Origin of the sequence: Pseudoalteromonas marina, assembly GCF_000238335.3 — a bacterium.
Taxonomy (GTDB): domain Bacteria; phylum Pseudomonadota; class Gammaproteobacteria; order Enterobacterales; family Alteromonadaceae; genus Pseudoalteromonas; species Pseudoalteromonas marina.
On sequence record NZ_AHCB03000007.1, the window covers coordinates 546,788 to 569,419 of the forward strand.

Consider the following 22,632-nt stretch of genomic DNA (forward strand, 5'->3'; position numbering starts at 1 on the left):
AGCTCATTTAAGATAAAACCTGGCCTGTAAACACCTGCGCACTAAAATGGTGCAAACATGATTAATAACAAAAATTTTAGCCCCGAACTGCTTGATGCCATATGGCAAAATCAAACAACGGCAGTTATGCTTCTCGATAAAAATTTTACCGTTTTTTATGCCAATACCAGTACCAGTGAGTTACTTGGGCTTGCCACTAAACGCTTACTCGAACAGCCCTTTGATACCCTTTTTAATTACCATTCAATTGACTTAAAACGCATCGCGCAGTTTTCATTAATTGATGGCGTTGATTGCCAACAACACAGAGCTGACGTAGTCTTTAGCGATTCTCGCCATGCCAAAGTAAGTGTTAATTCAAGGCGAATTAACTTTAAAGGTACTGCGTATATTTTATTAGAATGTCGTCAAACGGACGATGAAATAAAGCACGATCAAGCTTCAAATCAAATGCATCAATACCAAGCAGCACGTAACTTAATAAGAGGCTTGGCACACGAAATTAAAAATCCTTTAGGTGGAATTCGCGGAGCGGCGCAATTATTGCAATATGAGGTTGATCAGCAAGAAAGAAATCAATGCGCTGAGCTCATCATTGAGCAAGCAGACAGATTACGTGAACTAGTAGATAGACTTTTAGGGCCTAATCAACTGCCACAGAAATCTTACGTTAATATACACCAAGCGTTAGAGTCGGTAGTGAAGTTAAGCACACTCGATAATTGTTCAAATATCGAATTAAAAAAAGATTACGATCCTAGTATCCCTAATGTGTTTATTGATCAGAGTAAAATACAACAAGTGGTTTTAAATATTGTTCGTAATGCTCAGCAGGCGCTTACTGAGGGTGGTGAGATAAAAATAAAAACGCGTATTAATCATCAACACCGTCGTCCAGGTAAGGCACCTAAAAAAGCCTTGTTGATCCAAATATCTGATAACGGACCAGGCATAGATCACAGCATACGTGAAACCTTGTTCTACCCTATGATCACCAACAAAGAAGGTGGCTCAGGGCTTGGACTCTCGATTGCACAGACGCTCATTGATCAGCACGATGGCTATATTGAATGTGATAGCTGGCCTGGACATACTGAATTTAATATCTATCTGCCCTTTGCAGATTAATGTTTGGAGTTGCCATGAAAACAGTTTGGCTTGTAGATGATGATGCATCAATTCGTTTTGTACTTGAAAAAGCACTTGAACGCTCTGGTTTTAATGTAGAAAGCTTTGCCAACGCGCAAGATGTACTTAATGCATTGAAGTTTAGTCAACCTACTGTTTTAGTATCGGATGTGAAAATGCCCGGTATGGATGGCATGGCCCTACTTGAACTCATCGCAGAACAAAACCCTGGCTTGCCAGTAATAATAATGACTGCGCACTCAGACCTAGATTCGGCAGTGAACGCCTTTCAAAAAGGGGCATTTGAGTACTTAGCTAAACCATTCGATTTAAATGAAGCCGTTGCACTTGTTGAAAGCGCATTTAGAGCAAATTCCACAAAAAAAACCAAACGTAAGCAAACGCCTCCTAAAAGTGCTCACATCATTGGTGAAGCACCCGCTATGCAAGAGGTCTTTAGAGCAATAGGTAAACTTTCAGCATCTAGCATGAGTGTTTTGATTAATGGTGAGTCGGGCACAGGTAAAGAGCTAGTTGCAAGTGCACTTCACAATCACAGCCCGCGCAAAGAAAACCAATTTATTGCACTTAATATGGCTGCAATACCTAAAGAGTTAGTCGAGTCTGAGCTGTTTGGCCATGAAAAAGGCGCGTTCACCGGTGCCGATACCGTGCGAAAAGGTCGATTTGAACAAGCCAATGGCGGCACTTTATTTTTAGATGAAATTGGCGATATGCCTTTAGATGTGCAAACACGCTTACTTCGCGTACTTGCCGATGGAGAATTTTACCGTGTTGGTGGTCATCAAAGTATAAAAGTTGATGTACGTATTATTGCCGCAACACATCAAAACTTAGAAGACTTAGTTAAACAAGGTAAGTTTAGGGACGATTTATTCCATCGCTTAAATGTAGTACGCCTTCGTTTACCTGCTTTACGTGAACGCACCGAAGATATTGAGCGCTTAGCGCAACACTTTTTACATAAGAGCGCTAAAGATCTGCAAGTAGAAAGCAAAGTATTGAGCCCTAAAGCCACAGAGCAACTTCGTTTATTTAACTGGCCAGGCAATGTTCGCCAACTTGAAAACACCTGTCGTTGGTTAACGGTTATGGCACCAGGCGAGCTTGTTACAGAGCAAGATTTGCCCCCTGAAATTATTGAAGTAACACCAATACAAGAGGAAGGTGATTGGCTGGATGCTTTTCAGCAATGGCTTAATAATGAACTAAAACAAGGTAAAGAAAATATTTGGCCAGACATACAGGCACAACTAGAAACACGCTTAATTAAAACAGCACTTGCTAATTGTTCGGGTCACAAACAAGATGCCGCCATAAAAATAGGCTGGGGTCGCAATACATTGACCCGAAAATTAAAAGAGCGCAATATTAGCTAACAATGTGCATTAAATTTTGATATCGAATGAAATTAATCGAACACATTCCATTGTTTAAACAAATGGAAATAATTAACAGGCTACATTTTTTTAAGGAATTTACGCTCAACGAGCGTCAAATTTTATTAGAATCATATGGCCTATTGTATTTAGTTGGCCAGCACCAATTTTTGTTTAAACAGTTCGATAACGATAAACGATTGTATATTGTACTTAGCGGCGCACTTTTAGTATTTAAGCATAATCACTTACTTGAACTGGGCACAATAGAGCCTGGCGAATTTATAGGTGAAGGCGCATTTATAAATAACAGAGAGCGCAGTACAAGTGCTCGCGCTAAAACCGACACCATTGTCCTTGCCATCACTCCCGAAGCACTCACTCAGTTACCCAATGTCATTCGAGAAAAAATTAAAGACCGTATTATTGAAGGTATGAGTGAACGAATAACTAAGCTCAGTGACTATATAGAAAATCACGGTTAGCTCAGTCCATATAAACAACCTGCAATGAGCAATCGAGCCAGCTAGGATTATTAACATGGGCTGTAAACGTGTAAGTATCTGATGGTTTATCGCCAAAGGGCGTATTTATAAGTGGCTGCGAGTGACGATAAGTTTGCGAATAATTTTTGTAATAAATGACAACGTAACCATATAAAAACTCCCAACCCAACCTCACAACTGCGCCACTGGGTAACGTGAAATCAGCGTATTCTTTGGTAAAGGTAACGATTAAATCATTGTACTTATCTTCACTGCATTGAGTTGTTCGTAATTGTTTAGGCATTACAAAAGCAGCATTTGCAGCCGTATTTTTTAAATAAAAACCTATATTGCCATCACCATAAAAATGGTTTGAGCGACTTGTATAATTAACTTGTGGCTCATACCCGAGCGCTTGCATTATGGACGCAAGTTGTTCTGTCTCTTTGGAATAAATTTTATCGCTTGATAAAAGCAACGTTGCTTCACCAAAATCTGATGGAATTTCTAACGTTACATATTCATAGGGAAGAATTTGTGCTTTTAACGCCGCATCGAGCTGATTACGTTGTTCATCTTGCAAGTTTTCACTAAAAACATAAACGGTGGGTTGTTGGCATGCAACTAACATACATGCCAATACACAAATTAAAAGTCCTTTTTTCATAGTCACCTCAATTGATTACACTTGTAGTCTATTAGAGGTATTGCTTTATCGCAACTTAATTTATTTGGTTATCTAACCAAGCATCTACACTTTTACGCGTATATAACACCTCTTTGAATAAGCGGTGACGTTCAAATTCCAAAACGCTTTTTTTGTTAGTGTTGCCACTGAGTAACTGGCTGTGTGTATCGTTAAATTTTGAAATAACCGAAAACCCGCGTTCAGGTTTTTGGTCGTGCTTTTTTATTGAATTACTAAGGTGTTCCCTAACGTCATCGGCAGTTAACATGTCTGAATGATTTAAGCCCATTAGCTCTTTTCTCATTGCTAATCTTACGCCCATTTTTTACTCCATGATTCTATGTATTCTAAATTCGACACAGCTATAGCAATTAGTAAGCCACTTACAAACATGGCTCGCCGGAGCTTAACTAATAAATACTTCAGTTTTTTTAAAGTGAGTCATTTTTTAAAAAATAACTAATACGTAAATTTGAGTGATTTGGTTTGGTGCATAATTGGCCCTATGCCTTTATACTAAAGCCTATGCAAGCCTCCACCGAGAGTAACAATGAACGAAGAATACATAGAAATCGAACTAGAAGAAGAGCCGATAGAGCTCTGTAAATTATTAAAAGTACTTAATTTAGTTGAAGGTGGCGGCCAAGCTAAAAACCTAATCGCCGAAGGCTATGTGGGTGTTAACCATGAAATTTGTACAATAAAGCGGAAAAAATTATACAGTGGTGATGTACTGGAATTTGATGGCGAGCTTTTTCAACTCTCCCTGAGTGAAGATGCAACACCAGCACAAAGACCAAGTGAACAAACACCGGTTGAACCGAAACAAAACATTACACCGCCTGAAAGCCAACCAGCAAAAAGTAAACGTAAGCGCACTAAAAAGCCAAAGGTAGATGAAAAAACAGGGCGTCGTCCTATTTCATTTGGGTAAGCTTACAAATCGCATTATAAAAAAGCCAACTTGTATAGTTGGCTTTTTTACTCTTTAATAACCTTGTTAATAATAATAAAAAATAAGGTTACACATGTCATCTCACACACCTAAAAACTGGTTTAAACCTGTCGCTTGGGCTGCTCTTATATGGAATTTATTGGGCGTTATAGCATTCATTATGCACATAATGACAAGCCCAGATATGATCAGTAAACTACCATTAGATCAACAAGCTGCATATTCAAACACCCCAATATGGGCCACCATTGCTTTCGCCGTTGCCGTTTTTGGTGGTGCTTTAGGCTGCATTTTTTTACTTGCTAAGAAATCGCTTGCAACACCTACTTTTGCTTTATCGCTCGGCGCGATAATTATACAGCAATACTACAACTTTTTTATAATTGATAGCATTGCCTTGCTAGGAATAAGCTCGGTTGTAATGCCACTTCTGGTAGTTTTTATTGCCTTAGCGCTTATTTATTTAAGTATAAAAGGGAAACAACAAGGCTGGCTAAACTAACTGAATAGGCGAGCTGAACAACGTGCTTTTTCGTTGTCATAGATGGTTTATTGAACTCATAATTTAATACCTTACTTCCTGTTACAGCTGCTCATAAGAGCAGCTATTTAATACCCATTTATCATGGTATGCACTTTGCAACTGCGTAATTACAGAGGTTACTTTTCAAAAAATTTAATTAGTTAAGAAGGGGCAAAATAATGAAAAATAGTTTCGATACCCAACATGAGCTCACAATTAATGGTGAGCAATATAATATTCATTCTCTGAAAGGGCTTGGCGACAAAGCAAAACGACTCCCCTTCTCCTTAAAAGTCTTGCTAGAAAATTTGCTGCGCAACGAAGACGGCGAAAACATCAAAGAACAAGACATTAATGCGCTATTAAATTGGGACCCAAAAGCAAAACCATCATCTGAAGTTGCATTTACCCCTGCACGAGTAGTAATGCAAGATTTTACTGGCGTACCTGCCATTGTCGATTTAGCTGCAATGCGAGATGCAATGGAAAAGCTCGGCGGAGATCCTGCAAAAATAAATCCGCTTTCGCCTGCTGAGTTAGTAATAGACCATTCAGTACAAGTTGACGGCTATGGAAATGATGGTGCCTTTGATTTAAATGCGAAACTTGAATACGACCGCAACAAAGAACGATACGAATTTTTACGCTGGGGCCAAACGGCATTTGATAATTTAAAAGTGGTACCACCCGCAACCGGCATTGTTCACCAAGTTAATTTAGAATACCTTGCTCGCGTTATTTTTAACGAAGATAGCAATGGTAAAAAGTTTGCCTACCCCGATACACTGGTTGGTACTGACTCGCACACAACCATGATTAATGGCTTAGGCGTACTTGGCTGGGGTGTAGGCGGCATTGAGGCTGAAGCTGCAATGCTTGGCCAACCTATTAGCTTACTGATTCCACAGGTAGTTGGCATGAAGCTTAATGGCCGATTACCAGAAGGCACAACAGCAACTGATTTAGTGCTCACGGTAACTGAAATTTTGCGTAACCACGGCGTGGTGGGTAAATTTGTAGAATTTTATGGCGATGGCCTTGCAGATCTCCCCCTTGCCGATAGAGCAACCATTGCTAATATGGCACCTGAATATGGTGCTACATGTGGTATTTTTCCAATTGATGACGAAACGATTAATTATTTACGTCTTACCAACCGTGATGAAGACCAACTAAAGCTTATTGAAGATTATGCAAAACACCAAGGCTTGTGGCGTAACGATGGCGACGAAGCTCGCTATACCGACACACTAGAACTAAAGCTCGATGATGTTGTACCAAGCCTTGCAGGCCCAAAACGCCCACAAGATAGAATAGCGCTTAACAAAGCCGGCGAGGAAATCTCTCAGCACCTAAAAGGTTTTCAAGAAGAGCGTATAGCACATCGAGATGAAAGTGATGACGAGCAATCGCGTATCGAAAGCGAAGGCCCCACAACCAACCCTGATGAACCTGTAAACGAAGCACAATTTATGGGAGCGGCAAAAGTTAACTACAAAGGCCAAGAGTTTGAACTTAACGACGGTGCATGCGTTATTGCAGCTATAACAAGCTGTACTAACACGTCTAATCCAAGTGTTATTTTAGCCGCAGGCCTTGTGGCTAAAAAGGCAAAACAACTAGGTATTAACGTTAAACCTTGGGTTAAAACATCACTCGCGCCTGGATCAAAAGTAGTTACCGACTACTTAGAAAAAGCGGGGTTAATGGACGACTTAGAAAGCCTAGGTTTTAATTTAGTAGGTTACGGTTGTACTACGTGTATAGGCAACTCAGGACCGCTGGCTGATGAAATCTCACAAGCGATTCAAAAACACAAGCTGGTAGTCAGCTCTATCTTATCGGGCAATCGAAATTTTGAAGGGCGTATACACCAAGATGTTAAAATGAACTTTTTAGCTTCTCCTCCTTTGGTTGTTGCCTACGCAATTGCAGGTAGAACAGACATAGATGTTTATAACGAGCCCCTTGCACAAGATGAAAACGGTAACGATATTTACCTTAAAAACATTTGGCCAAGTGTGAAAGAGGTTAGCGACTTAGTAAAAGAAACGGTTACCAAAGAGATGTTTGCAACAAGCTACGCCAATGTTTATGAAGGCGATAGCCGCTGGCAACAAATTCAAATACCTGATGGTAAGTTGTATGATTGGAACGACGCATCTACCTATATTAAAAAAGCACCATTTTTTGATGGCATGACCGTAGAGCCACCGGGTATTCCTACCATTGAAAGGGCTCGCTGTTTAGCCAAGCTAGGAGACTCGGTAACAACCGATCACATCTCTCCTGCAGGCGCGATTAAAGCGGATGCTCCTGCTGGTCTTTACTTACAAGAGCATAATGTAGAAAAAGCACAGTTTAATTCTTACGGCTCTCGCCGAGGTAACCATGAAGTAATGATGCGCGGCACCTTTGCTAACGTACGACTTAAAAACTTGTTAGCACCGGGCACAGAAGGCGGTGTAACACGCACACAACCAGACAATAGCTTAGAAAGTATTTATGATGCGGCTATGGCATATCAAAAGAATGATACACCGCTTATTATTTTAGCCGGAAAAGAATATGGTACTGGCTCGTCACGCGATTGGGCTGCAAAAGGTTCGTTGTTGCTAGGCGTGAAAGCTGTTTTTGCACAAAGCTATGAACGTATTCACCGCTCTAACTTAATTGGGATGGGTGTACTGCCATTACAATTTAAAGAGGGTGAAAGCTATGAGTCGCATGGTTTAACTGGCCAAGAAGAGTTTGATATCCAAGGTCTGTACGATAAAACCGACGAGGTTACACTGATAGCAACCAATGCCGAAGGCAAAAAAACAAGCGTAAAAGCCGATGTACGTATTGATACGCCTAAAGAGTGGGATTACTACAAGCATGGCGGTATTTTACAATATGTACTGCGTAACATGCTTAACTAAGCTGCGTAGTGAATGACTCATAGGCCTTATGGTTACAACCATGAGGCCTTTTTTATAACTGCCTTATTATTGCGCTGTATCAATATACAAAATACATAGCCTATTACACTGGCACCATAACCAGTGGAGGCATTATGTCGCATGTAACTATTATTAGAGTACTTAAAACATCTATTGTACTTGGCTTATGCCTTATAGTTACAGGCCATACACTTATCATATCTAATGGGTTTAATGAGCAATTTGGTATTAACGGCATTATTGCATCCGCAGCTTGCATCGCTGTGGGTATACTATTGTCACTACCCACCAAAATATATTTAACCATTTTACTAATGGAAGCTGAAAAACGTTATACCCGCTCTCATACAAATGAATAGCGCTTAAAGTACACTTAAATTATTAATTTCTTTGTTACGTTTTTCTAATTTTTTTTCGATGTTTTCTGCATCTTCAAACAGCTTTTTAATCGATTCAGGATTTAATATTGAAGGGGTTTGCGTATTAGCTGACATCTCATTAGTACTAGACTCTAAGTTTAAAATAGAGGTATCTTCCGCACCAATCACGGTTATATCCTCAGGGTTGAGGGTTAACTCTATGCTTTTACCATGAGGGTTAGGGCTATCTGAATAATGCCATTGGCCTGTTTCATCTTGCCACTTATAAATAGTACTTGAAGACGTAACCGTTGAGCTATCGCTTGAAATACTACTCGTTACTTTATCGCCAGCCTCGTGAATGCCTTTTACAGCTTGATTTAGTGTATTGGTTGATAACGCAACCATTTGCTCTGTAATTTGCTGGGTTTCTTTGCTGATAGTTGAACCTGAAAGCCAAGTTTGGCCGTCTGGCTTTTTTAAATAAAATAATGATATGACAGCAATCACCATCACTGATATTGCTAAATAGGTAAAGTATTTCATAGCGTTCCTGCTTTGTTTGTTCCTTTAATATAATATTAGTGAATAAAGCACTCACTGGCAATTTTATTATCTAAATTTAGATAATAAAAAACGCAGCCTAAGCTGCGTTTAATTGCGGTTAAATAAAGCGTTAAGGTACTAAATACCATCACCATCCATATGAAGACCGCATTCACGGTTTAAACCAAAAAAGCGGGTTTCTTCTTCAGTCATGCCCGGCTCTAGTTTGCGCGTAGTGTGTACATCGCCCATTGACACATACCCTTGCTCCCATAATGGGTGGTAAGGTAAATCGTGCTTAGTTAGGTATTGATATACATCGCGGTTTGACCATTCAATAATCGGGTACACTTTTACCGTGCCACGGCTTATTTCTACAAACTGCTTATCTGCACGAGTAGAAGATTGATCGCGACGTAAACCACTAAACCAGGTACCCGCTTCAATTTCTTTTAAAGCGCGAGTCATTGGCTCAACTTTATTAAGCTGATTATATTGCTTAATACCGTCCTCACCTTGCTCCCATAACTTTCCAAACTTAGCTTCTTGCCATGCTGGGCTCAGCTGCGCCTTGTACACTTTTAAATTAAGTGACAAACGCTCGCTCATTTGCTCAATAAACTGGTACGTCTCAGGGAACAAATAACCGGTGTCTGTTAATACAACAGGAATGTCTGGGCGTTGGGTTGTCATTAAATGCAACATCACCGCAGCTTGAATCCCAAAGCTTGACGATAGAAACGCGGTATCGGGTAAATTTTCAAGCGCCCACGCAACACGTTGCTCTGCGCTCATATTTGCTAATACACCATTAGCATCAGCTAACATAGCCGCTTGGCTTTGTTTATCTAGCTGTAATATATTTTTAAATTCACTCATGGAAAATTCCAAGCCTCACCAGCGCCAAGCGCTGGTATCAAATTATGCGTGAAAATCGGTTACTGATACTTTTACTTCAGCAACAATGCCTTTGCGAATCACAAAGTCACCAAAACATTCACCGTCGTTTCGCTCACTTGCCCACTGGCCAATTAGCTTATCAAACGCCTCTAGGTAAACATCTTCACCTACGTTTTCAAGGTACAATTTAGGAATGCGTGTACCTTCTAAATTACCGCCTAAGTAAACGTTGTATTTACCAGGCCCTTTACCTACCAGCCCTGCTTCTGCAAGCATTGCGCGACCACAACCATTAGGACAACCTACAACGCGCATAATAATGCTATCGTCTGGTATTCCGTGTTTAGCGAGTAAAGCTTCAGTTTTTTCAATTAAGCTTGGTAAGTAACGCTCAGCTTCGGCCATTGCAAGCGGGCATGTAGGTAATGCCACACACGCCATTGAGTTTTTACGTTGCTCTGTGTCACCGTCGTCAATCAAACCATGGTTACGAGCAATTTCTTCAATCACTGCTTTTTGATCTGCAGGTACACCGGCAATAATTAAATTTTGGTTTGCCGTCATACGCATGTCACCTTGGTGCACTTCTGCAATTTTACGACACCCTGTTTTAAGTGGCTTATCTGGGTAATCTAAAATACGGCCGCTTTGAATAAATAGCGTAAGGTGGTGCTTACCATCAATGCCTTCTACCCAACCAATACGGTCGCCTCGATGAGTAAATTCATATGGGCGGCTAGGTGCAAAGTTTACACCCGCGCGTTTTTCTACTTCTGCTTTAAATACGTCTGACCCAACACGATCTAGTGTGTATTTAGTTTTTGCATTTTTACGGTTAGAGCGGTTACCCCAATCGCGCTGCACTGATACAACGTGCTCAGCAATTTTTAAGGTGTCTTCTAGCGCGATAAAACCAAAGTCGTCAGCTTTACGCGGATACGTAGCCGTATCACCGTGGGTCATAGCAAGGCCACCACCTACAAGTACGTTAAAGCCAACAAGCTTGCCGTCTTCAGCAATAGCAACAAAGTTCAAGTCATTCGCATGAACGTCTACTTCATTATTAGGCGGAATAGTGACGGTTGTTTTAAACTTACGTGGTAAATAGTTAGACCCTAAAATAGGTTCTTCTGTCGTTTCTGCTTTTTCGCCGTTTAACCAAATTTCAGCGTATGCTTTTGTTTTTGGTAATAAATGCTCTGAAATTTTTGCAGCCCACTCATACGCTTCTTGATGTAACTCTGACTCAACAGGGTTAGTCGTACATAGCACATTACGGTTTACATCACCTGCGGTAGCAATAGAGTCAATGCCCACGCTATTAAGCATTTGGTGCATGCCTTTAATATTTGGCTTTAATACACCATGGAACTGAAACGTTTGACGCGTAGTTAAACGAATGCTGCCGTAACTGGTTTTATCATCAGCAAACTTATCGATTGCTAACCACTGCTCTGGCTTAATAATACCGCCAGGCATACGCGCACGTAGCATTACGTTATGCAGCGGCTCTAATTTTTGCTTTGCGCGCTCAGGACGTATATCGCGATCATCTTGCTGATACATACCGTGAAAACGTATAAGTTGGAAGTTATCGGCTGTAAAACCACCGGTAATTTCATCTTTTAAGTCTTGCTCTATAGTGCCTCGTAAAAAGTTACTTTCTCTTTTCAAACGCTCGTTATCAGAAAGCTTTACGTTTTTATCTTGTTCGCTCATTTTAAATCCTAAATTTGTTACAGTGACGGCTGTTAGCTGTTAATAAAATAAGAAACGTGATTAATACACGTCTTTCTGATAGCGGTTTGCGCTACGCAGGTCTTTTAAATATTGCTCTGCGTCTTCATCATTTTTACCCGTATTTTCTTTAATGATATCAACCAATGCTTGATGTACATCTTTTGCCATGCGGTTTGCGTCTCCACATACATAAAAGTGAGCGCCAGCTTCTAACCACTCAAAAATGTCTTTTGAGTTTTTGCGAAGCTTATCTTGTACATAGATTTTTTCGGCTTGGTCACGGCTAAATGCCACATCGACTTTGCTCAATAAGCCCGATTTTAAATACCCCTGAATTTCTACTTGGTATAAAAAGTCTTGAGTAAAGTGTGGGTTACCAAAAAACAACCAGTTTTTACCTTGTGCTTCACGCGAATCACGCTCTTGTAAAAATGCACGGAATGGCGCAATACCAGTACCTGGACCCACCATGATAATAGGTGTTTCATCGTTAGCCGGTAAACGGAAGTTGTCATTATGTTCGCTAAATACTTTTACTTTGCAGCCCTCTTCAGCACGACGCGCTAAATAACCAGAACAACCACCTAAGTGCTCGCTGTCAAAAGTATCAAACTCAACAAGTCCAACCGTTAAATGCACTTCGTCTTCAACTTCGCTTTGGCTAGACGCTATAGAATATAAACGAGCCTGAAGCTTACGTAAGCAATCAACTAATATTTGTGCATCTAGTTTTGCTGGATTTTGACGAATAACATCAAATATTTGGCGTGGCTCAATGTAAGCACGCATTGCTGCTTTATCTTCTACAAGCTTTAAGAGCTCAGGTGTGCCTGTTGCTGTTGCGTATTTTTCAACAAAACCCGGATATGACTGCGTTAGCTCTAATTTTTCGATAAGCGCATCACGCACGCTCAATTCTTCATTCGCAACTTTAACGCGACTAGAACCATCAATTTGGGTAAGTTCTAGCACTTCATCAACTAACGCCTCATCATTTAAAAAATATACACCCAGTGAGTCACCCGGTGTGTAAGTGATATCAGAGCCTTCGAGCGAAATTTCTACATGGCGTACATCTTTTGTTGAATCACGCCCGGTAATTTTTTGAACGGCTAATAATTCGGCTTCAAATGGATTTTGCTTTGTGTACTGGCTAGCTGCAGGCGTTGGTGCACCAAATGGCATAACCGCGGCTTGTCCACCTGCGTTACCCTGTTGCGCTTTTAAATCTGGTTCAAATGCATCCAGTGCGCCTTGTATCCATGTTGCAGCTTCTTCTTCGTAATCAACATCTAAATCAGCGCGTTGGTAAACTGACTCAGCGCCTAACTTATTTAAACGCTCTTCAAAATCTTTTGCTGTTTGGCAGAAAAACTCATAGCTAGAATCACCTAGACCAATGACAGCTATTTTAACACCGTCGAGTTTAGGGGCCTTTTTAGTGGCTAAAAATGCGTGCAACGTTTCGCCATCTTCAGGCGGTTCACCTTCACCGTAAGTCGATACAACAACGGTTAAAAACTTTTCTTTTTTCAGGGCCGTTGGTTTGTAATCAGACATACTCACTAATTTGGCTGATAAACCACGCGATTCAGCTTGCTCTTTCATTTGGGTTGCAACACCTTTTGCATTACCCGTTTGTGAGCCATATAAAATAGTTAATACTGCTGCATCGCCCGTTACTGATGTGCCAGCCGTAGGCATACCAAGTGCTGAAGCATTTGCATTAGCTGCTAAGTAACCACTTACCCACGCTTGTTGTATTGGATTAAGCTCAGCCACTAAACCTTGCAGCTTTTGAACTTGCTCTTGCGATAGCGGGCTTGCCGCAGCATTTAGTTGACCTAACAACATGAATCGATTCCCCATAACCCTGAAAATTAAGCACAACACACACCGTGTATTGTTAAAAATGAGTTTTTCCTCAGCCGATATAAGTTTGCTGAGGTTTTCTTACTGTGCAGGATAACGGGCTATCGACTTATCAAAAAAGAATAGAATCTGCTTTGATATTCCATTTAGTTATTAATTTTAAAAAACACCTAAAAAAACAGATTAAAGAGCGATTATTGCCTTTTATTAAATTTTAAATTAACAATTTTGTAACCTAAACAAAGTAATGTATATTATTCACTCATTATAAAAATAGGAACAATCATGTCACACGGGACATATAAAAATAAACTATTCGGAACAGCCTTATTACTTGGCACACTTCCGGTAATGGCAAATGTAGAAAATGGCAGTTTTGAGCAATGGTCAGGCAATACACCTGACGCGTGGAGCACAATAGATAGCGGTATTAGCCTATCGCGCTCAACAAATATTGTTAAAACAGGTAATAGTGCAGCAGCAGTTAATGTAACCACAGGCTCTCAGGCTAACACCGATTTATTACAACAAATAACGGTAGAAGCAGGAAAAACCTATGCGTTTTCAACTGATGTTTACCACACAGAAGGAAAAGTTAAAGCCCGTTTATTCGTAGATGGTTACCAAGGCTACTCCAATAATACGCAAACTAATCAATGGCAAACAATTAGCCACAGCTATACAGCAAGTAGCAATAAAACCATTAATGTTGGCCTACGCTTTTATGATGTTAGTGGCTTTGATGGCAATGAACTTGTCTATGTAGATAACTTTCTACCTACAAGTAACAACAGTAGCTCTGGGAGTTGCTCGGGCAATAGTCTCTCTTTTAGTCTGACGACAGATAATTATGGTAGCGAAACAAGCTGGGCTATTAATAATAACCAAGGTAGCACGGTTGCAAGCGGTAGTGGCTATGCGTCTAATACACAATATAACGAAGCACTGTGTTTAGCTGATGGCGCCTATACCTTTACTATTAACGACAGCTACGGTGATGGTATCTGCTGTAGTTTTGGTAGTGGTAATTATGCACTCACTAGTGGTGGTTCAACCCTGGCAAGTGGCGCAAGCTTCAGCAACGCTGAAAGTACTTCATTTTCGCTTGGCGGTGGCTCTGGTGGTACCCCCACAACACCAACAGGTTATTATGTTACAACACAAGGCCTAACCGGTTACGCATTAAAAACTGAGCTTTATAACATCATTAATAATCATAGTTCGCAGGGGTACTCTGCAATATGGAACTTTTATGATTCATCGGCTCGCGATACATACTTTGAAAACGATAATAGTATTTTAGATATGTACAGTGAAAAGCCAAATGGCAACGATAGCTACACATACACAGCCGTTAGCGATCAATGTGGCAATTACAGTGGCGAAGGTGGTTGTTACAACCGCGAGCATTCGTTCCCTAAAAGTTGGTTTGGCGGTACTAATGAGCCTATGAACTCAGATGTTCATCATATTTATGCAACCGATGGCTATGTAAACTCTAAACGCAGCAACTTTCCGTTTGGTGAAGTGGCAAGCGCCACGTTTACATCAACTAATGGCAGTAAGTTAGGTTCTGCAAGTAGTGCCATTAATTACACGGGCACAGTGTTTGAACCCATTGATGAGTTTAAAGGTGACTTTGCCCGTGCCTATTTTTACATGGCTACACGCTATGAAAATGTGATTGGGACGTGGCAAAATAATACCACTGCAAGTAATGCGGTTCTTAACGGCACCAGTTCGCAGGTATTTGAAAGCTGGGTTGTTGCTATGTTAATCAACTGGCATAACGCAGACCCTGTTAGCCAAATGGAAATAGATCGAAACCAAGCAGCATTTGAATTTCAAGGTAACCGTAATCCGTTTATCGACTACCCTGAATTTGTAGAAATGATTTGGTAGAAAATATAGCCTCAGCCAAGGCTGAGGCTATTTAAAACTCGCCTGACCAAGTGCAATAGACTCATAGCGCTTTCCCGTTAATTTAATCACCCATACGCTGTCTGTAAATGTGCGGCTAAAATATACAGTTTGCCCATTGGGAATATTAGGCATGAAAGACGTAATAGACTGCCAATCGCTATCTACTTTTTCTTTGAGCTTCATGCTCGCATTATAAAAACTTCCTTGTTCATTTGTTTTTACCTCAAGTGCTGTTAGCTGTTCACCGTCGCCTATTTCTATTAATGCGCTTTTATTTAAGTTAGCTAATAACTGAGGTTGGTGAATCGGTTGTAAATTTTTTAATGTTTCATCTATTTTGCTATCTATGGTTATTTTACTCTCTAGCTTGTAAATAGTGGCTTTAATCGCAAATACTGGCTCTGCAATACACGCTGAGGATAAAAACCCAAAAGTAATCCCCATTACCGCTTTATAAAAGTACATTTTCATTCGTTATACTCCTTTATTATTTAGTCTGCCTAGGATAACCAATTTATCACCTATTAAAACTTAACTTATTAATATTCATAATATTCTTTTAATTCATAGTAATGAATATTGCTTATTGGGCTATTTAAACACACCATTTTTAGCGATAATAAATAAATGAGCATTAAACAAGGTAAGGAAGCAACTTGTCGCTAGGAATTGAGCTAAAGCAATTAAGAGCAAATAAAAAATGGACGCAAGCATTTGCTGCACGCGAGATTGGTATTCAACAATCTTACTTATCTAAGCTTGAAAATGGACAATTTATTCCGTCCGCTGAGGTAATTGAAAAGCTCGAATTTTGCTATGGCAAAGCGTGTTTAGATAAGTATTTACTATCAAAAACATTACAAAGCACACAGATTAAAAAAAGGCTGTTTGTAAGTTTAATTATGCTCATTACTGGTCTCGTAATGTGGTTATGCGCAACCTATGAAATTTTCTACCCGGAGACTTACTTTACTTATCAGGCCAAATTAGGCGATTTTGTAGCGTTCAACGTCAGTCAGCACTACCAAGGCGAGCGATTTATTGAAGGTGATGTTATTTACCAAATTTTAGGTGAGAGACAAGTTAGCCGGATTGAAAACCGCTTTTTAATTGTAGGCTCCACGCTTTGTATTTTGCTATCTGTTGTCGTTGCCGCTTTTTCTAAAAAGCATTTATTAATTAAGCCTCTTAATAAAGTTTAAACACACTACTTAATAGGCTTTTTAGCGTTCCACTTATCCATTATTTTATTATATAGAATACGATCGTTATCTTTGCATGGCCTTGGCGATCCCGTTGGTAAGCCTACTTTACCCATAACACCATTAAAATCAATCTTGTAGCACATACCTTTGTACATTTCCACCCGCTGACTACCATCTGCGCTTTGCCACAAAACCGCTGATTTTAAATCACTAGAATGGTCAATTGGAACCGTTATGTGCTGGTGATTTTTGCTCTTTGGCAAAGTTGCTATCTGCGGGAAATCAAAGGATACAATAGCATTACTGGAAATTGAAAACGGAGTTATTGATGCGTATGGATCAATTTTTTTAAATGGCTGCTGAGCTTTTGAATTAACCTTATTTTTTATAGGCTCAATCGCGGCTTTATTTACATTATGCTTTTTTCTATCAGTGCTTATGGCAATGCTTTTACTTGTCTCAGTGGCATTCTCTGGTAAGTTTAATTTTAATTGCTGAGCGTTCTCAAAGTCACGCCCTTTAAGCGGCTTAGGTGTTAACTCACTTGCATCAAGCTCGGTATCATTTTCAGGGAGTGAAGCATTCGGCTGTTTGCTTTTTGTATTACTGGGTAATGTTGTAAGGTCCACCATTACATACGCTTTTATCACTTTGCCTGCGTATGGTTGTGCTATCTCAACCGTTTGCCTCGAAACCAAATAAATAACAACAATATGTAAACCAATTGATATACCCCACGCTTTATAGTTACCTTTCAACACATCAACTCCCTGTGAACAGCTTACTTTATGAGTATAACTGGGCAGGTTTAGTTCATTTAAAAAGGGGTATTGTCGGTCTAAAAATTATCAATAAGTTACTTTACTGCGGTACTAAATACAAAAAGCCCCAGCTAATGCCGGGGCTTTTTTACAAAACTAACTTAATTAAAAATTAAGCTTGTTTTGGACTAGAAACAACGTCTACTAAAGTCCAAGATTTATTCTTAGAAATTGGTGCACATTCACGGATAGTAACTACGTCACCCGCTTTTGCTGTGTTGTTTTCGTCATGTACGTGTAGCTTAGTTGTACGTTTAATGAATTTCCCATAGATTGGGTGCTTCACGTAACGTGCGATTGCGATAGTGAAAGATTTTTCCATCTTGTCGCTAACTACACGGCCTTGAAGAGTACGAATTTTATCGCTCATTATTGACCTGCCTTCTGGTTAATAATTGTTTTTACACGCGCGATATCGCGACGTACTGTTCTTAGCGTGTGTGTCTGAGCTAACTGACCAGTGCTTGCTTGCATGCGCAGGTTAAACTGCTCACGAAGAAGTCCTAGAAGTTCAGCATTAAGCTCTTCTACGCTTTTGTCTTTTAGTTCGCTTGCTTTCATCACATTACCGTCCGAGTTACGAAAGTTGTTTTGAATGGCAGTTTACGAGCTGCAAGGTCGAATGCTTCACGAGCAAGCTCTTCAGAAACACCTTCCATTTCGTAAAGTACTTTACCAGGCTGAATTTCAGCAACCCAATATTCAACAGAACCTTTACCTTTACCCATACGAACTTCAAGAGGTTTTTCTGTAATCGGTTTGTCAGGGAAGACACGAATCCAGATTTTACCTTGACGTTTCACGTGACGCGTCATAGCACGACGAGCTGCTTCGATTTGACGAGCAGTCATGCGGCCACGGCCAGTAGCTTTCAATCCGAAAGTACCGAAGCTTACTTTGTTACCGTTTTGCGCTAAACCGCGGTTGCGGCCTTTGTGCATTTTACGGAATTTTGTACGTTTTGGCTGTAACATTACTCGCTACCTCTACTTAGCACTTTTCTTGGCTTTCTTTGGTGCGCGTTTAGCTGGCTTCTCTTGCTCTTGTACTAGTGGTAAACCACCAATAACTTCGCCTTTGAAGATCCAAACTTTAACACCAATGATACCATAAGTGGTTAAGGCTTCAGAAGTTGCGTAGTCGATATCAGCACGAAGAGTATGTAGAGGTACACGACCTTCACGATACCATTCTGAACGTGCGATTTCTGCGCCGCCAAGACGACCGCTAACTTCAACTTTAATCCCTTTTGAACCGATGCGCATTGCATTTTGTACCGAACGCTTCATAGCGCGACGGAACATAACACGACGCTCTAGTTGAGAGGCAATGCCGTCTGCTACTAGTTGTGCATCAAGTTCTGGCTTACGTACTTCAGAGATATTAATCTGAGCAGGTACACCAGCGATTTTAGTTACTGCTTGACGTAATTTTTCTACGTCTTCGCCTTTTTTACCGATAACAACACCCGGACGAGCCGTGTGGATTGTTACGCGGATTGATTTTGCTGGACGCTCAATAACGATTTTAGACACAGAAGCTGTTTTTAATTCCTTTGTAAGGAATGCACGAACTTTGTGATCGCCAAAAAGCTGATCAGAGAAATCTTTAGAACTCGCGTACCAGGTAGAAACCCAAGGTTTAGATATACCTAGGCGAATACCAGTAGGATGAACTTTTTGTCCCATTACTTATACTCCTAGCTATCTGAAACCATAACAGTGATATGGCTTGTACGCTTAAGGATGCGGTCTGCGCGTCCTTTAGCACGAGGCATAATACGTTTCATTGTAGGACCATCGTCCACAAAGATCGTAGTTACACGAAGCTCATCAATGTCAGCACCTTCGTTATGCTCTGCGTTAGCAATAGCAGACTCAAGTACTTTCTTAACTAATACAGCCGCTTTTTTCGGGCTGTACGCCAGGATTTCTAGTGCGCGATCGACAGGTAACCCGCGGATCTGATCTGCAACTAGACGTGCTTTTTGCGCCGAACCAGAGGCGAATTTATGTTTAGCTAATGCTTGCATTTATCTTCCCCTCTTAACGTTTCTTCGCTTTCTTATCCGCAGCATGGCCACGGTAAGTGCGAGTTGGTGCAAATTCACCTAGTTTGTGACCGATCATTTCGTCAGAAACGAAAACTGGTACGTGCTGGCGACCATTATGGACAGCAATGGTCAATCCGATCATGTTAGGTATGATCATTGAACGACGGCTCCAAGTTTTAATTGGCTTTTTCTCACCGCTTTCCAAAGCTTTCTCTACCTTCTTCAGCAAGTGTAGGTCTATAAAAGGACCCTTCTTGAGAGAGCGTGGCATGGCTATTCCTCAATATTACTTAGTACGACGACGTACTATAAATTTATCCGTACGCTTGTTCTTACGCGTCTTCGCACCCTTAGTCGGCTTACCCCATGGAGACACAGGATGACGACCACCAGAAGTACGACCTTCACCACCACCGTGTGGGTGATCAACCGGGTTCATGGCAACACCACGAACTGTCGGACGAATACCACGCCAGCGGTTTGCACCTGCTTTACCAAGTGAACGAAGCATATGCTCAGCATTGCCAACTTCACCAAGTGTAGCACGACAATCAGCTTCAACTTTACGTACTTCGCCTGAACGAAGACGTAATGTTACATACTGACCATCACGTGCAAGAATTTGAACGTAAGCACCAGCAGAACGTGCGATTTGTGCACCTTTACCTGGTTTTAATTCTACGTTGTGAACAGTCGAACCTACAGGCATATTACGCATTGGTAGTGCATTACCAGCTTTGATTGGTGCATCAACACCAGACTGGATTGCATCACCAGCTTTTAAGCCTTTAGGTGCGATAATGTAACGACGCTCACCGTCTGCATATAATACAAGAGCGATGTTTGCGCTACGATTTGGATCGTATTCTAAACGTTCAACAGTAGCTGGAATGCCATCTTTAGTACGTTTAAAATCGATTAAACGGTAATGATGTTTATGACCACCACCGATATGACGAACCGTAATACGACCATTGTTATTACGACCACCTGATTTAGAGTTTTTCTCTAAAAGTGGTGCGTATGGCTTACCCTTATGTAAATCAGAGTTAACCACTTTAACTAGGTGACGACGACCCGCAGAAGTAGGCTTACACTTTTGAAGTGCCATAATTCTATCCCCTTATTACTCGGCGCCGCCGACAAAGTCTAGCTCGCTGCCTTCTTTAAGAGTAACGTAAGCTTTCTTCCAGTCGCTACGACGACCGAAACGCATGCCAGTACGTTTTGTTTTACCCTTAACGTTAAGTGTGCGAACACCCGTTACTTCTACTTCAAAAAGCTTCTCAACTGCTGCTTTAATTTCAGCTTTAGTTGCGTCATTTACTACTTTGAAAACAATCGTGTTGTTTTCTTCAGCAGCAATTGTGCTTTTTTCAGAGATGTGTGGAGCAAGGATCACTTTTAAAAGACGTTCTTCACGGATCATGCTAGCGCCTCCTCAAGTTGCTTAACAGCAGCGGCTGTAATAAGTACCTTGTCGAAAGCAATTAAGCTTACAGGATCGATACCAGCTACATCACGCGTGTCAACCTTATAAAGGTTACGTGCTGATAAGAAAAGATTTTCATCTACTTCTTCAGTCACGATAAGTACATCTTTAAGCTCAAGCTCTTTTAGCTTAGCTACTAGATCTTTAGTTTTTGGTGCTTCAAGACCAAAACTTTCAACAACGATTAAACGCTCTTGACGAACTAGTTCAGATAGGATGCTTTTGATCGCACCACGGTACATTTTACGGTTTACTTTTTGGCTGTGGTCTTGTGGTTTAGCTGCGAAGCTAACGCCACCTGAACGCCAAATTGGACTACGGATTGTACCAGCACGTGCACGGCCAGTACCTTTTTGAGCCCATGGTTTTTTACCACCACCGCTTACTTCAGAACGTGTCTTCTGAGCACGAGTACCTTGACGAGCACCTGCTGCGTAAGCAACAACTACTTGGTGTACTAATGCTTCGTTAAACTCACGTCCAAAAGTAGCTTCAGAAACTTCAAGAGCGCCAGAAGCGTCTTTGATTGCTAATTCCATCACTAAATCTCCAGGACTTATGCTTTAACAGCTGGTTTAACGATAACGTCACCGCCGATAGATCCAGGTACTGCACCTTTCACTAAAAGCAAGTTACGCTCAGCGTCAACGCGAACTAGTTCTAAGTTTTGAGTCGTTACACGCTCAGCACCCATATGACCGGCCATTTTCTTACCTTTAAACACCTTACCAGGTGATTGGTTTTGACCGATTGAACCAGGAGCACGGTGAGATAGAGAGTTACCATGTGTAGCGTCTTGCATGCTGAAATTCCAGCGCTTAACACCACCTTGGAAACCTTTACCTTTAGAAGTACCGGTTACGTCAACCTTGTTGATTTCGTTGAATAACTCAACAGTAAGCTCTGCGCCTACTTCAAAATCGCCTTCACCACCGTTAAGGCGGAATTCCCACAGACCGCGACCCGCTTCAACGCCAGCTTTAGCGAAGTGACCCGCTGAAGCTTTGTTTACACGACTTGCTTTTTTAGTGCCTGCGGTTACTTGAAGCGCGTTATAACCGTCTGTTGCGTCAGATTTGATCTGAGCAATGCGGTTAGGTGTCGCTTCAATAACTGTCACAGGGATAGATACACCATCTTCAGTGAAGATTCGTGTCATACCCACTTTACGACCGACTAGACCTAATGCCATTTTCCTAAAACCTCTCTAATCTTCCGATTAACCCAGGCTGATTTGAACATCAACACCAGCAGCAAGATCTAAACGCATAAGCGCGTCAACAGTCTTGTCAGTTGGTTCTACGATGTCTATCAGACGTTTATGGGTGCGGATTTCGTACTGATCACGCGCATCTTTGTTTACGTGCGGTGAAGTAAGTACAGTAAAACGTTCAAAGCGTGTAGGTAGTGGGATTGGACCACGTACTTGTGCGCCAGTGCGTTTCGCAGTTTCCACGATTTCTGCCGTTGATTGGTCAATCAAACGGTGGTCAAAAGCTTTTAGGCGAATACGAATGCGTTGATTTGACATTCTTAACCTCAATATAAAGAGCATTTAAAAGAGCATAAAAAAACGACCGAAACAATCTTAATTATT

28 protein-coding genes are annotated in these 22,632 nt (G+C 40.9%); 9 read left to right on the plus strand and 19 right to left on the minus strand.

Features of this window, described 5'->3' with window-relative positions; all coding sequences use genetic code 11:
- Positions 1-57: 57 nt before the first annotated feature.
- From glnL to PMAN_RS13705, 3 genes are read left to right on the plus strand one after another with little or no spacing between them, the layout of a single operon-like run.
- The gene (gene glnL, locus PMAN_RS13695) at positions 58-1,128 is read left to right on the plus strand and encodes a nitrogen regulation protein NR(II) (protein ID WP_008127000.1); all 1,071 of its coding nucleotides are present in this window, start codon (positions 58-60) and stop codon (positions 1,126-1,128) included.
- Positions 1,129-1,142: 14 nt separating this feature from the next.
- The gene (ntrC, locus tag PMAN_RS13700) at positions 1,143-2,528 is read left to right on the plus strand and encodes a nitrogen regulation protein NR(I) (protein WP_008126997.1); all 1,386 of its coding nucleotides are present in this window, start codon (positions 1,143-1,145) and stop codon (positions 2,526-2,528) included.
- Positions 2,529-2,554: 26 nt separating this feature from the next.
- Positions 2,555-3,013 carry a cyclic nucleotide-binding domain-containing protein gene (locus PMAN_RS13705; protein ID WP_006791339.1) on the plus strand — a complete coding sequence of 153 codons (459 nt, stop codon included), beginning with the start codon at positions 2,555-2,557 and terminating at the stop codon, positions 3,011-3,013.
- A gap of 1 nt (position 3,014) precedes the next feature.
- Here the strand turns inward: PMAN_RS13705 and PMAN_RS13710 are convergent, their stop codons facing one another.
- Complete coding sequence (locus PMAN_RS13710; protein ID WP_010557653.1) at positions 3,015-3,680, minus strand: hypothetical protein; 666 nt, start codon at positions 3,678-3,680, stop codon at positions 3,015-3,017.
- A gap of 55 nt (positions 3,681-3,735) precedes the next feature.
- Positions 3,736-4,023 carry a hypothetical protein gene (locus PMAN_RS13715; RefSeq protein WP_010557652.1) on the minus strand — a complete coding sequence of 96 codons (288 nt, stop codon included), beginning with the start codon at positions 4,021-4,023 and terminating at the stop codon, positions 3,736-3,738.
- A 228-nt stretch (positions 4,024-4,251) separates the two neighbouring features.
- On the opposite strand from PMAN_RS13715, the gene PMAN_RS13720 reads away from it, so the two are divergent.
- The 4 genes from PMAN_RS13720 (at position 4,252) to PMAN_RS13735 (ending at position 8,483) form a co-directional block, all read left to right on the plus strand.
- The gene (locus PMAN_RS13720; protein ID WP_010557651.1) at positions 4,252-4,635 is read left to right on the plus strand and encodes an RNA-binding S4 domain-containing protein; all 384 of its coding nucleotides are present in this window, start codon (positions 4,252-4,254) and stop codon (positions 4,633-4,635) included.
- A 94-nt stretch (positions 4,636-4,729) separates the two neighbouring features.
- Positions 4,730-5,158 (plus strand): hypothetical protein, encoded by a 429-nt coding sequence (locus PMAN_RS13725; protein ID WP_010557650.1) that lies wholly within the window; start codon positions 4,730-4,732, stop codon positions 5,156-5,158.
- Positions 5,159-5,358: 200 nt separating this feature from the next.
- Positions 5,359-8,103: an aconitate hydratase AcnA gene (gene acnA, locus PMAN_RS13730; RefSeq protein ID WP_010557649.1), complete on the plus strand. Its 2,745-nt coding sequence runs from the start codon at positions 5,359-5,361 to the stop codon at positions 8,101-8,103.
- A gap of 134 nt (positions 8,104-8,237) precedes the next feature.
- Entirely contained in the window at positions 8,238-8,483 is a 246-nt protein-coding gene (locus PMAN_RS13735) for a hypothetical protein (protein ID WP_010557648.1), read from the plus strand.
- A gap of 3 nt (positions 8,484-8,486) precedes the next feature.
- Here the strand turns inward: PMAN_RS13735 and PMAN_RS13740 are convergent, their stop codons facing one another.
- From PMAN_RS13740 to PMAN_RS13755, 4 genes are all read right to left on the minus strand, one after another.
- Positions 8,487-9,029 carry a DUF4124 domain-containing protein gene (locus PMAN_RS13740; protein ID WP_010557647.1) on the minus strand — a complete coding sequence of 181 codons (543 nt, stop codon included), beginning with the start codon at positions 9,027-9,029 and terminating at the stop codon, positions 8,487-8,489.
- A 138-nt stretch (positions 9,030-9,167) separates the two neighbouring features.
- On the minus strand, positions 9,168-9,908 hold the full coding sequence (locus PMAN_RS13745) for a phosphoadenylyl-sulfate reductase (RefSeq protein ID WP_006791348.1): 741 nt from the start codon (positions 9,906-9,908) through the stop codon (positions 9,168-9,170).
- Positions 9,909-9,950: 42 nt separating this feature from the next.
- Positions 9,951-11,648: an assimilatory sulfite reductase (NADPH) hemoprotein subunit gene (gene cysI / locus PMAN_RS13750; protein WP_010557646.1), complete on the minus strand. Its 1,698-nt coding sequence runs from the start codon at positions 11,646-11,648 to the stop codon at positions 9,951-9,953.
- A gap of 60 nt (positions 11,649-11,708) precedes the next feature.
- Positions 11,709-13,523 (minus strand): assimilatory sulfite reductase (NADPH) flavoprotein subunit, encoded by a 1,815-nt coding sequence (locus tag PMAN_RS13755; protein WP_008127115.1) that lies wholly within the window; start codon positions 13,521-13,523, stop codon positions 11,709-11,711.
- A 303-nt stretch (positions 13,524-13,826) separates the two neighbouring features.
- On the opposite strand from PMAN_RS13755, the gene PMAN_RS13760 reads away from it, so the two are divergent.
- Entirely contained in the window at positions 13,827-15,443 is a 1,617-nt protein-coding gene (locus PMAN_RS13760) for an endonuclease (protein ID WP_010557645.1), read from the plus strand.
- Between the two features lie 27 nt (positions 15,444-15,470).
- Here the strand turns inward: PMAN_RS13760 and PMAN_RS13765 are convergent, their stop codons facing one another.
- The gene (locus PMAN_RS13765; RefSeq protein WP_006791352.1) at positions 15,471-15,935 is read right to left on the minus strand and encodes a hypothetical protein; all 465 of its coding nucleotides are present in this window, start codon (positions 15,933-15,935) and stop codon (positions 15,471-15,473) included.
- Between the two features lie 185 nt (positions 15,936-16,120).
- On the opposite strand from PMAN_RS13765, the gene PMAN_RS13770 reads away from it, so the two are divergent.
- Positions 16,121-16,666, plus strand: coding sequence for a helix-turn-helix domain-containing protein (locus PMAN_RS13770; protein ID WP_010557644.1), 546 nt, complete (start codon positions 16,121-16,123; stop codon positions 16,664-16,666).
- Between the two features lie 5 nt (positions 16,667-16,671).
- Here the strand turns inward: PMAN_RS13770 and PMAN_RS13775 are convergent, their stop codons facing one another.
- From PMAN_RS13775 to rpsJ, 12 genes are all read right to left on the minus strand, one after another.
- The gene (locus tag PMAN_RS13775; RefSeq protein WP_242032468.1) at positions 16,672-17,430 is read right to left on the minus strand and encodes a hypothetical protein; all 759 of its coding nucleotides are present in this window, start codon (positions 17,428-17,430) and stop codon (positions 16,672-16,674) included.
- Positions 17,431-17,602: 172 nt separating this feature from the next.
- Positions 17,603-17,860, minus strand: a complete 258-nt coding sequence (gene rpsQ, locus PMAN_RS13780; RefSeq protein WP_006791355.1) for a 30S ribosomal protein S17 — start codon at positions 17,858-17,860, stop codon at positions 17,603-17,605.
- Positions 17,860-18,051, minus strand: a complete 192-nt coding sequence (gene rpmC, locus PMAN_RS13785; RefSeq protein ID WP_004588692.1) for a 50S ribosomal protein L29 — start codon at positions 18,049-18,051, stop codon at positions 17,860-17,862. The genes rpsQ and rpmC overlap by 1 nt, the downstream gene beginning before the upstream one ends.
- Entirely contained in the window at positions 18,051-18,464 is a 414-nt protein-coding gene (rplP, locus tag PMAN_RS13790) for a 50S ribosomal protein L16 (RefSeq protein ID WP_002957890.1), read from the minus strand. Before rplP ends, rpmC begins: the two co-directional genes overlap by 1 nt.
- A gap of 12 nt (positions 18,465-18,476) precedes the next feature.
- On the minus strand, positions 18,477-19,178 hold the full coding sequence (rpsC, locus tag PMAN_RS13795) for a 30S ribosomal protein S3 (RefSeq protein WP_006791356.1): 702 nt from the start codon (positions 19,176-19,178) through the stop codon (positions 18,477-18,479).
- An 11-nt stretch (positions 19,179-19,189) separates the two neighbouring features.
- Entirely contained in the window at positions 19,190-19,522 is a 333-nt protein-coding gene (gene rplV, locus PMAN_RS13800; RefSeq protein ID WP_006791357.1) for a 50S ribosomal protein L22, read from the minus strand.
- A gap of 13 nt (positions 19,523-19,535) precedes the next feature.
- The gene (gene rpsS / locus PMAN_RS13805; protein ID WP_004588689.1) at positions 19,536-19,814 is read right to left on the minus strand and encodes a 30S ribosomal protein S19; all 279 of its coding nucleotides are present in this window, start codon (positions 19,812-19,814) and stop codon (positions 19,536-19,538) included.
- A 15-nt stretch (positions 19,815-19,829) separates the two neighbouring features.
- Entirely contained in the window at positions 19,830-20,654 is an 825-nt protein-coding gene (rplB, locus tag PMAN_RS13810) for a 50S ribosomal protein L2 (protein WP_006791358.1), read from the minus strand.
- Between the two features lie 15 nt (positions 20,655-20,669).
- Positions 20,670-20,972, minus strand: coding sequence for a 50S ribosomal protein L23 (gene rplW / locus PMAN_RS13815; protein ID WP_006791359.1), 303 nt, complete (start codon positions 20,970-20,972; stop codon positions 20,670-20,672).
- Positions 20,969-21,574: a 50S ribosomal protein L4 gene (gene rplD / locus PMAN_RS13820; protein WP_006791360.1), complete on the minus strand. Its 606-nt coding sequence runs from the start codon at positions 21,572-21,574 to the stop codon at positions 20,969-20,971. The genes rplW and rplD overlap by 4 nt, the downstream gene beginning before the upstream one ends.
- A 17-nt stretch (positions 21,575-21,591) precedes the next feature.
- Positions 21,592-22,227, minus strand: coding sequence for a 50S ribosomal protein L3 (gene rplC, locus PMAN_RS13825; RefSeq protein WP_006791361.1), 636 nt, complete (start codon positions 22,225-22,227; stop codon positions 21,592-21,594).
- Between the two features lie 27 nt (positions 22,228-22,254).
- A complete protein-coding gene (rpsJ, locus tag PMAN_RS13830) occupies positions 22,255-22,566 on the minus strand; it encodes a 30S ribosomal protein S10 (protein WP_002957900.1) in 312 nt (103 codons plus the stop codon).
- Positions 22,567-22,632 lie beyond the last annotated feature (66 nt).

Coding starts and splice junctions, on each gene's coding strand:
- PMAN_RS13725 (WP_010557650.1), top strand. CDS start 4,730: ATGTCATCTCACACACCTAAAAACTGGTTTAAACCTGTCGCTTGGGCT.
- PMAN_RS13760 (WP_010557645.1), top strand. CDS start 13,827: ATGTCACACGGGACATATAAAAATAAACTATTCGGAACAGCCTTATTA.
- rpsQ (WP_006791355.1), bottom strand. CDS start 17,860: ATGAGCGATAAAATTCGTACTCTTCAAGGCCGTGTAGTTAGCGACAAG.
- rplB (WP_006791358.1), bottom strand. CDS start 20,654: ATGGCACTTCAAAAGTGTAAGCCTACTTCTGCGGGTCGTCGTCACCTA.
- rplV (WP_006791357.1), bottom strand. CDS start 19,522: ATGCAAGCATTAGCTAAACATAAATTCGCCTCTGGTTCGGCGCAAAAA.
- rpsS (WP_004588689.1), bottom strand. CDS start 19,814: ATGCCACGCTCTCTCAAGAAGGGTCCTTTTATAGACCTACACTTGCTG.
- ntrC (WP_008126997.1), top strand. CDS start 1,143: ATGAAAACAGTTTGGCTTGTAGATGATGATGCATCAATTCGTTTTGTA.
- PMAN_RS13755 (WP_008127115.1), bottom strand. CDS start 13,523: ATGTTGTTAGGTCAACTAAATGCTGCGGCAAGCCCGCTATCGCAAGAG.
- cysI (WP_010557646.1), bottom strand. CDS start 11,648: ATGAGCGAACAAGATAAAAACGTAAAGCTTTCTGATAACGAGCGTTTG.
- glnL (WP_008127000.1), top strand. CDS start 58: ATGATTAATAACAAAAATTTTAGCCCCGAACTGCTTGATGCCATATGG.
- PMAN_RS13705 (WP_006791339.1), top strand. CDS start 2,555: ATGAAATTAATCGAACACATTCCATTGTTTAAACAAATGGAAATAATT.
- rplP (WP_002957890.1), bottom strand. CDS start 18,464: ATGTTACAGCCAAAACGTACAAAATTCCGTAAAATGCACAAAGGCCGC.
- rplD (WP_006791360.1), bottom strand. CDS start 21,574: ATGGAATTAGCAATCAAAGACGCTTCTGGCGCTCTTGAAGTTTCTGAA.
- PMAN_RS13735 (WP_010557648.1), top strand. CDS start 8,238: ATGTCGCATGTAACTATTATTAGAGTACTTAAAACATCTATTGTACTT.
- PMAN_RS13710 (WP_010557653.1), bottom strand. CDS start 3,680: ATGAAAAAAGGACTTTTAATTTGTGTATTGGCATGTATGTTAGTTGCA.
- rpmC (WP_004588692.1), bottom strand. CDS start 18,051: ATGAAAGCAAGCGAACTAAAAGACAAAAGCGTAGAAGAGCTTAATGCT.
- PMAN_RS13745 (WP_006791348.1), bottom strand. CDS start 9,908: ATGAGTGAATTTAAAAATATATTACAGCTAGATAAACAAAGCCAAGCG.
- rplC (WP_006791361.1), bottom strand. CDS start 22,227: ATGGCATTAGGTCTAGTCGGTCGTAAAGTGGGTATGACACGAATCTTC.
- rplW (WP_006791359.1), bottom strand. CDS start 20,972: ATGATCCGTGAAGAACGTCTTTTAAAAGTGATCCTTGCTCCACACATC.
- rpsC (WP_006791356.1), bottom strand. CDS start 19,178: ATGGGACAAAAAGTTCATCCTACTGGTATTCGCCTAGGTATATCTAAA.
- PMAN_RS13720 (WP_010557651.1), top strand. CDS start 4,252: ATGAACGAAGAATACATAGAAATCGAACTAGAAGAAGAGCCGATAGAG.
- PMAN_RS13765 (WP_006791352.1), bottom strand. CDS start 15,935: ATGAAAATGTACTTTTATAAAGCGGTAATGGGGATTACTTTTGGGTTT.
- PMAN_RS13740 (WP_010557647.1), bottom strand. CDS start 9,029: ATGAAATACTTTACCTATTTAGCAATATCAGTGATGGTGATTGCTGTC.
- PMAN_RS13715 (WP_010557652.1), bottom strand. CDS start 4,023: ATGGGCGTAAGATTAGCAATGAGAAAAGAGCTAATGGGCTTAAATCAT.
- acnA (WP_010557649.1), top strand. CDS start 5,359: ATGAAAAATAGTTTCGATACCCAACATGAGCTCACAATTAATGGTGAG.
- rpsJ (WP_002957900.1), bottom strand. CDS start 22,566: ATGTCAAATCAACGCATTCGTATTCGCCTAAAAGCTTTTGACCACCGT.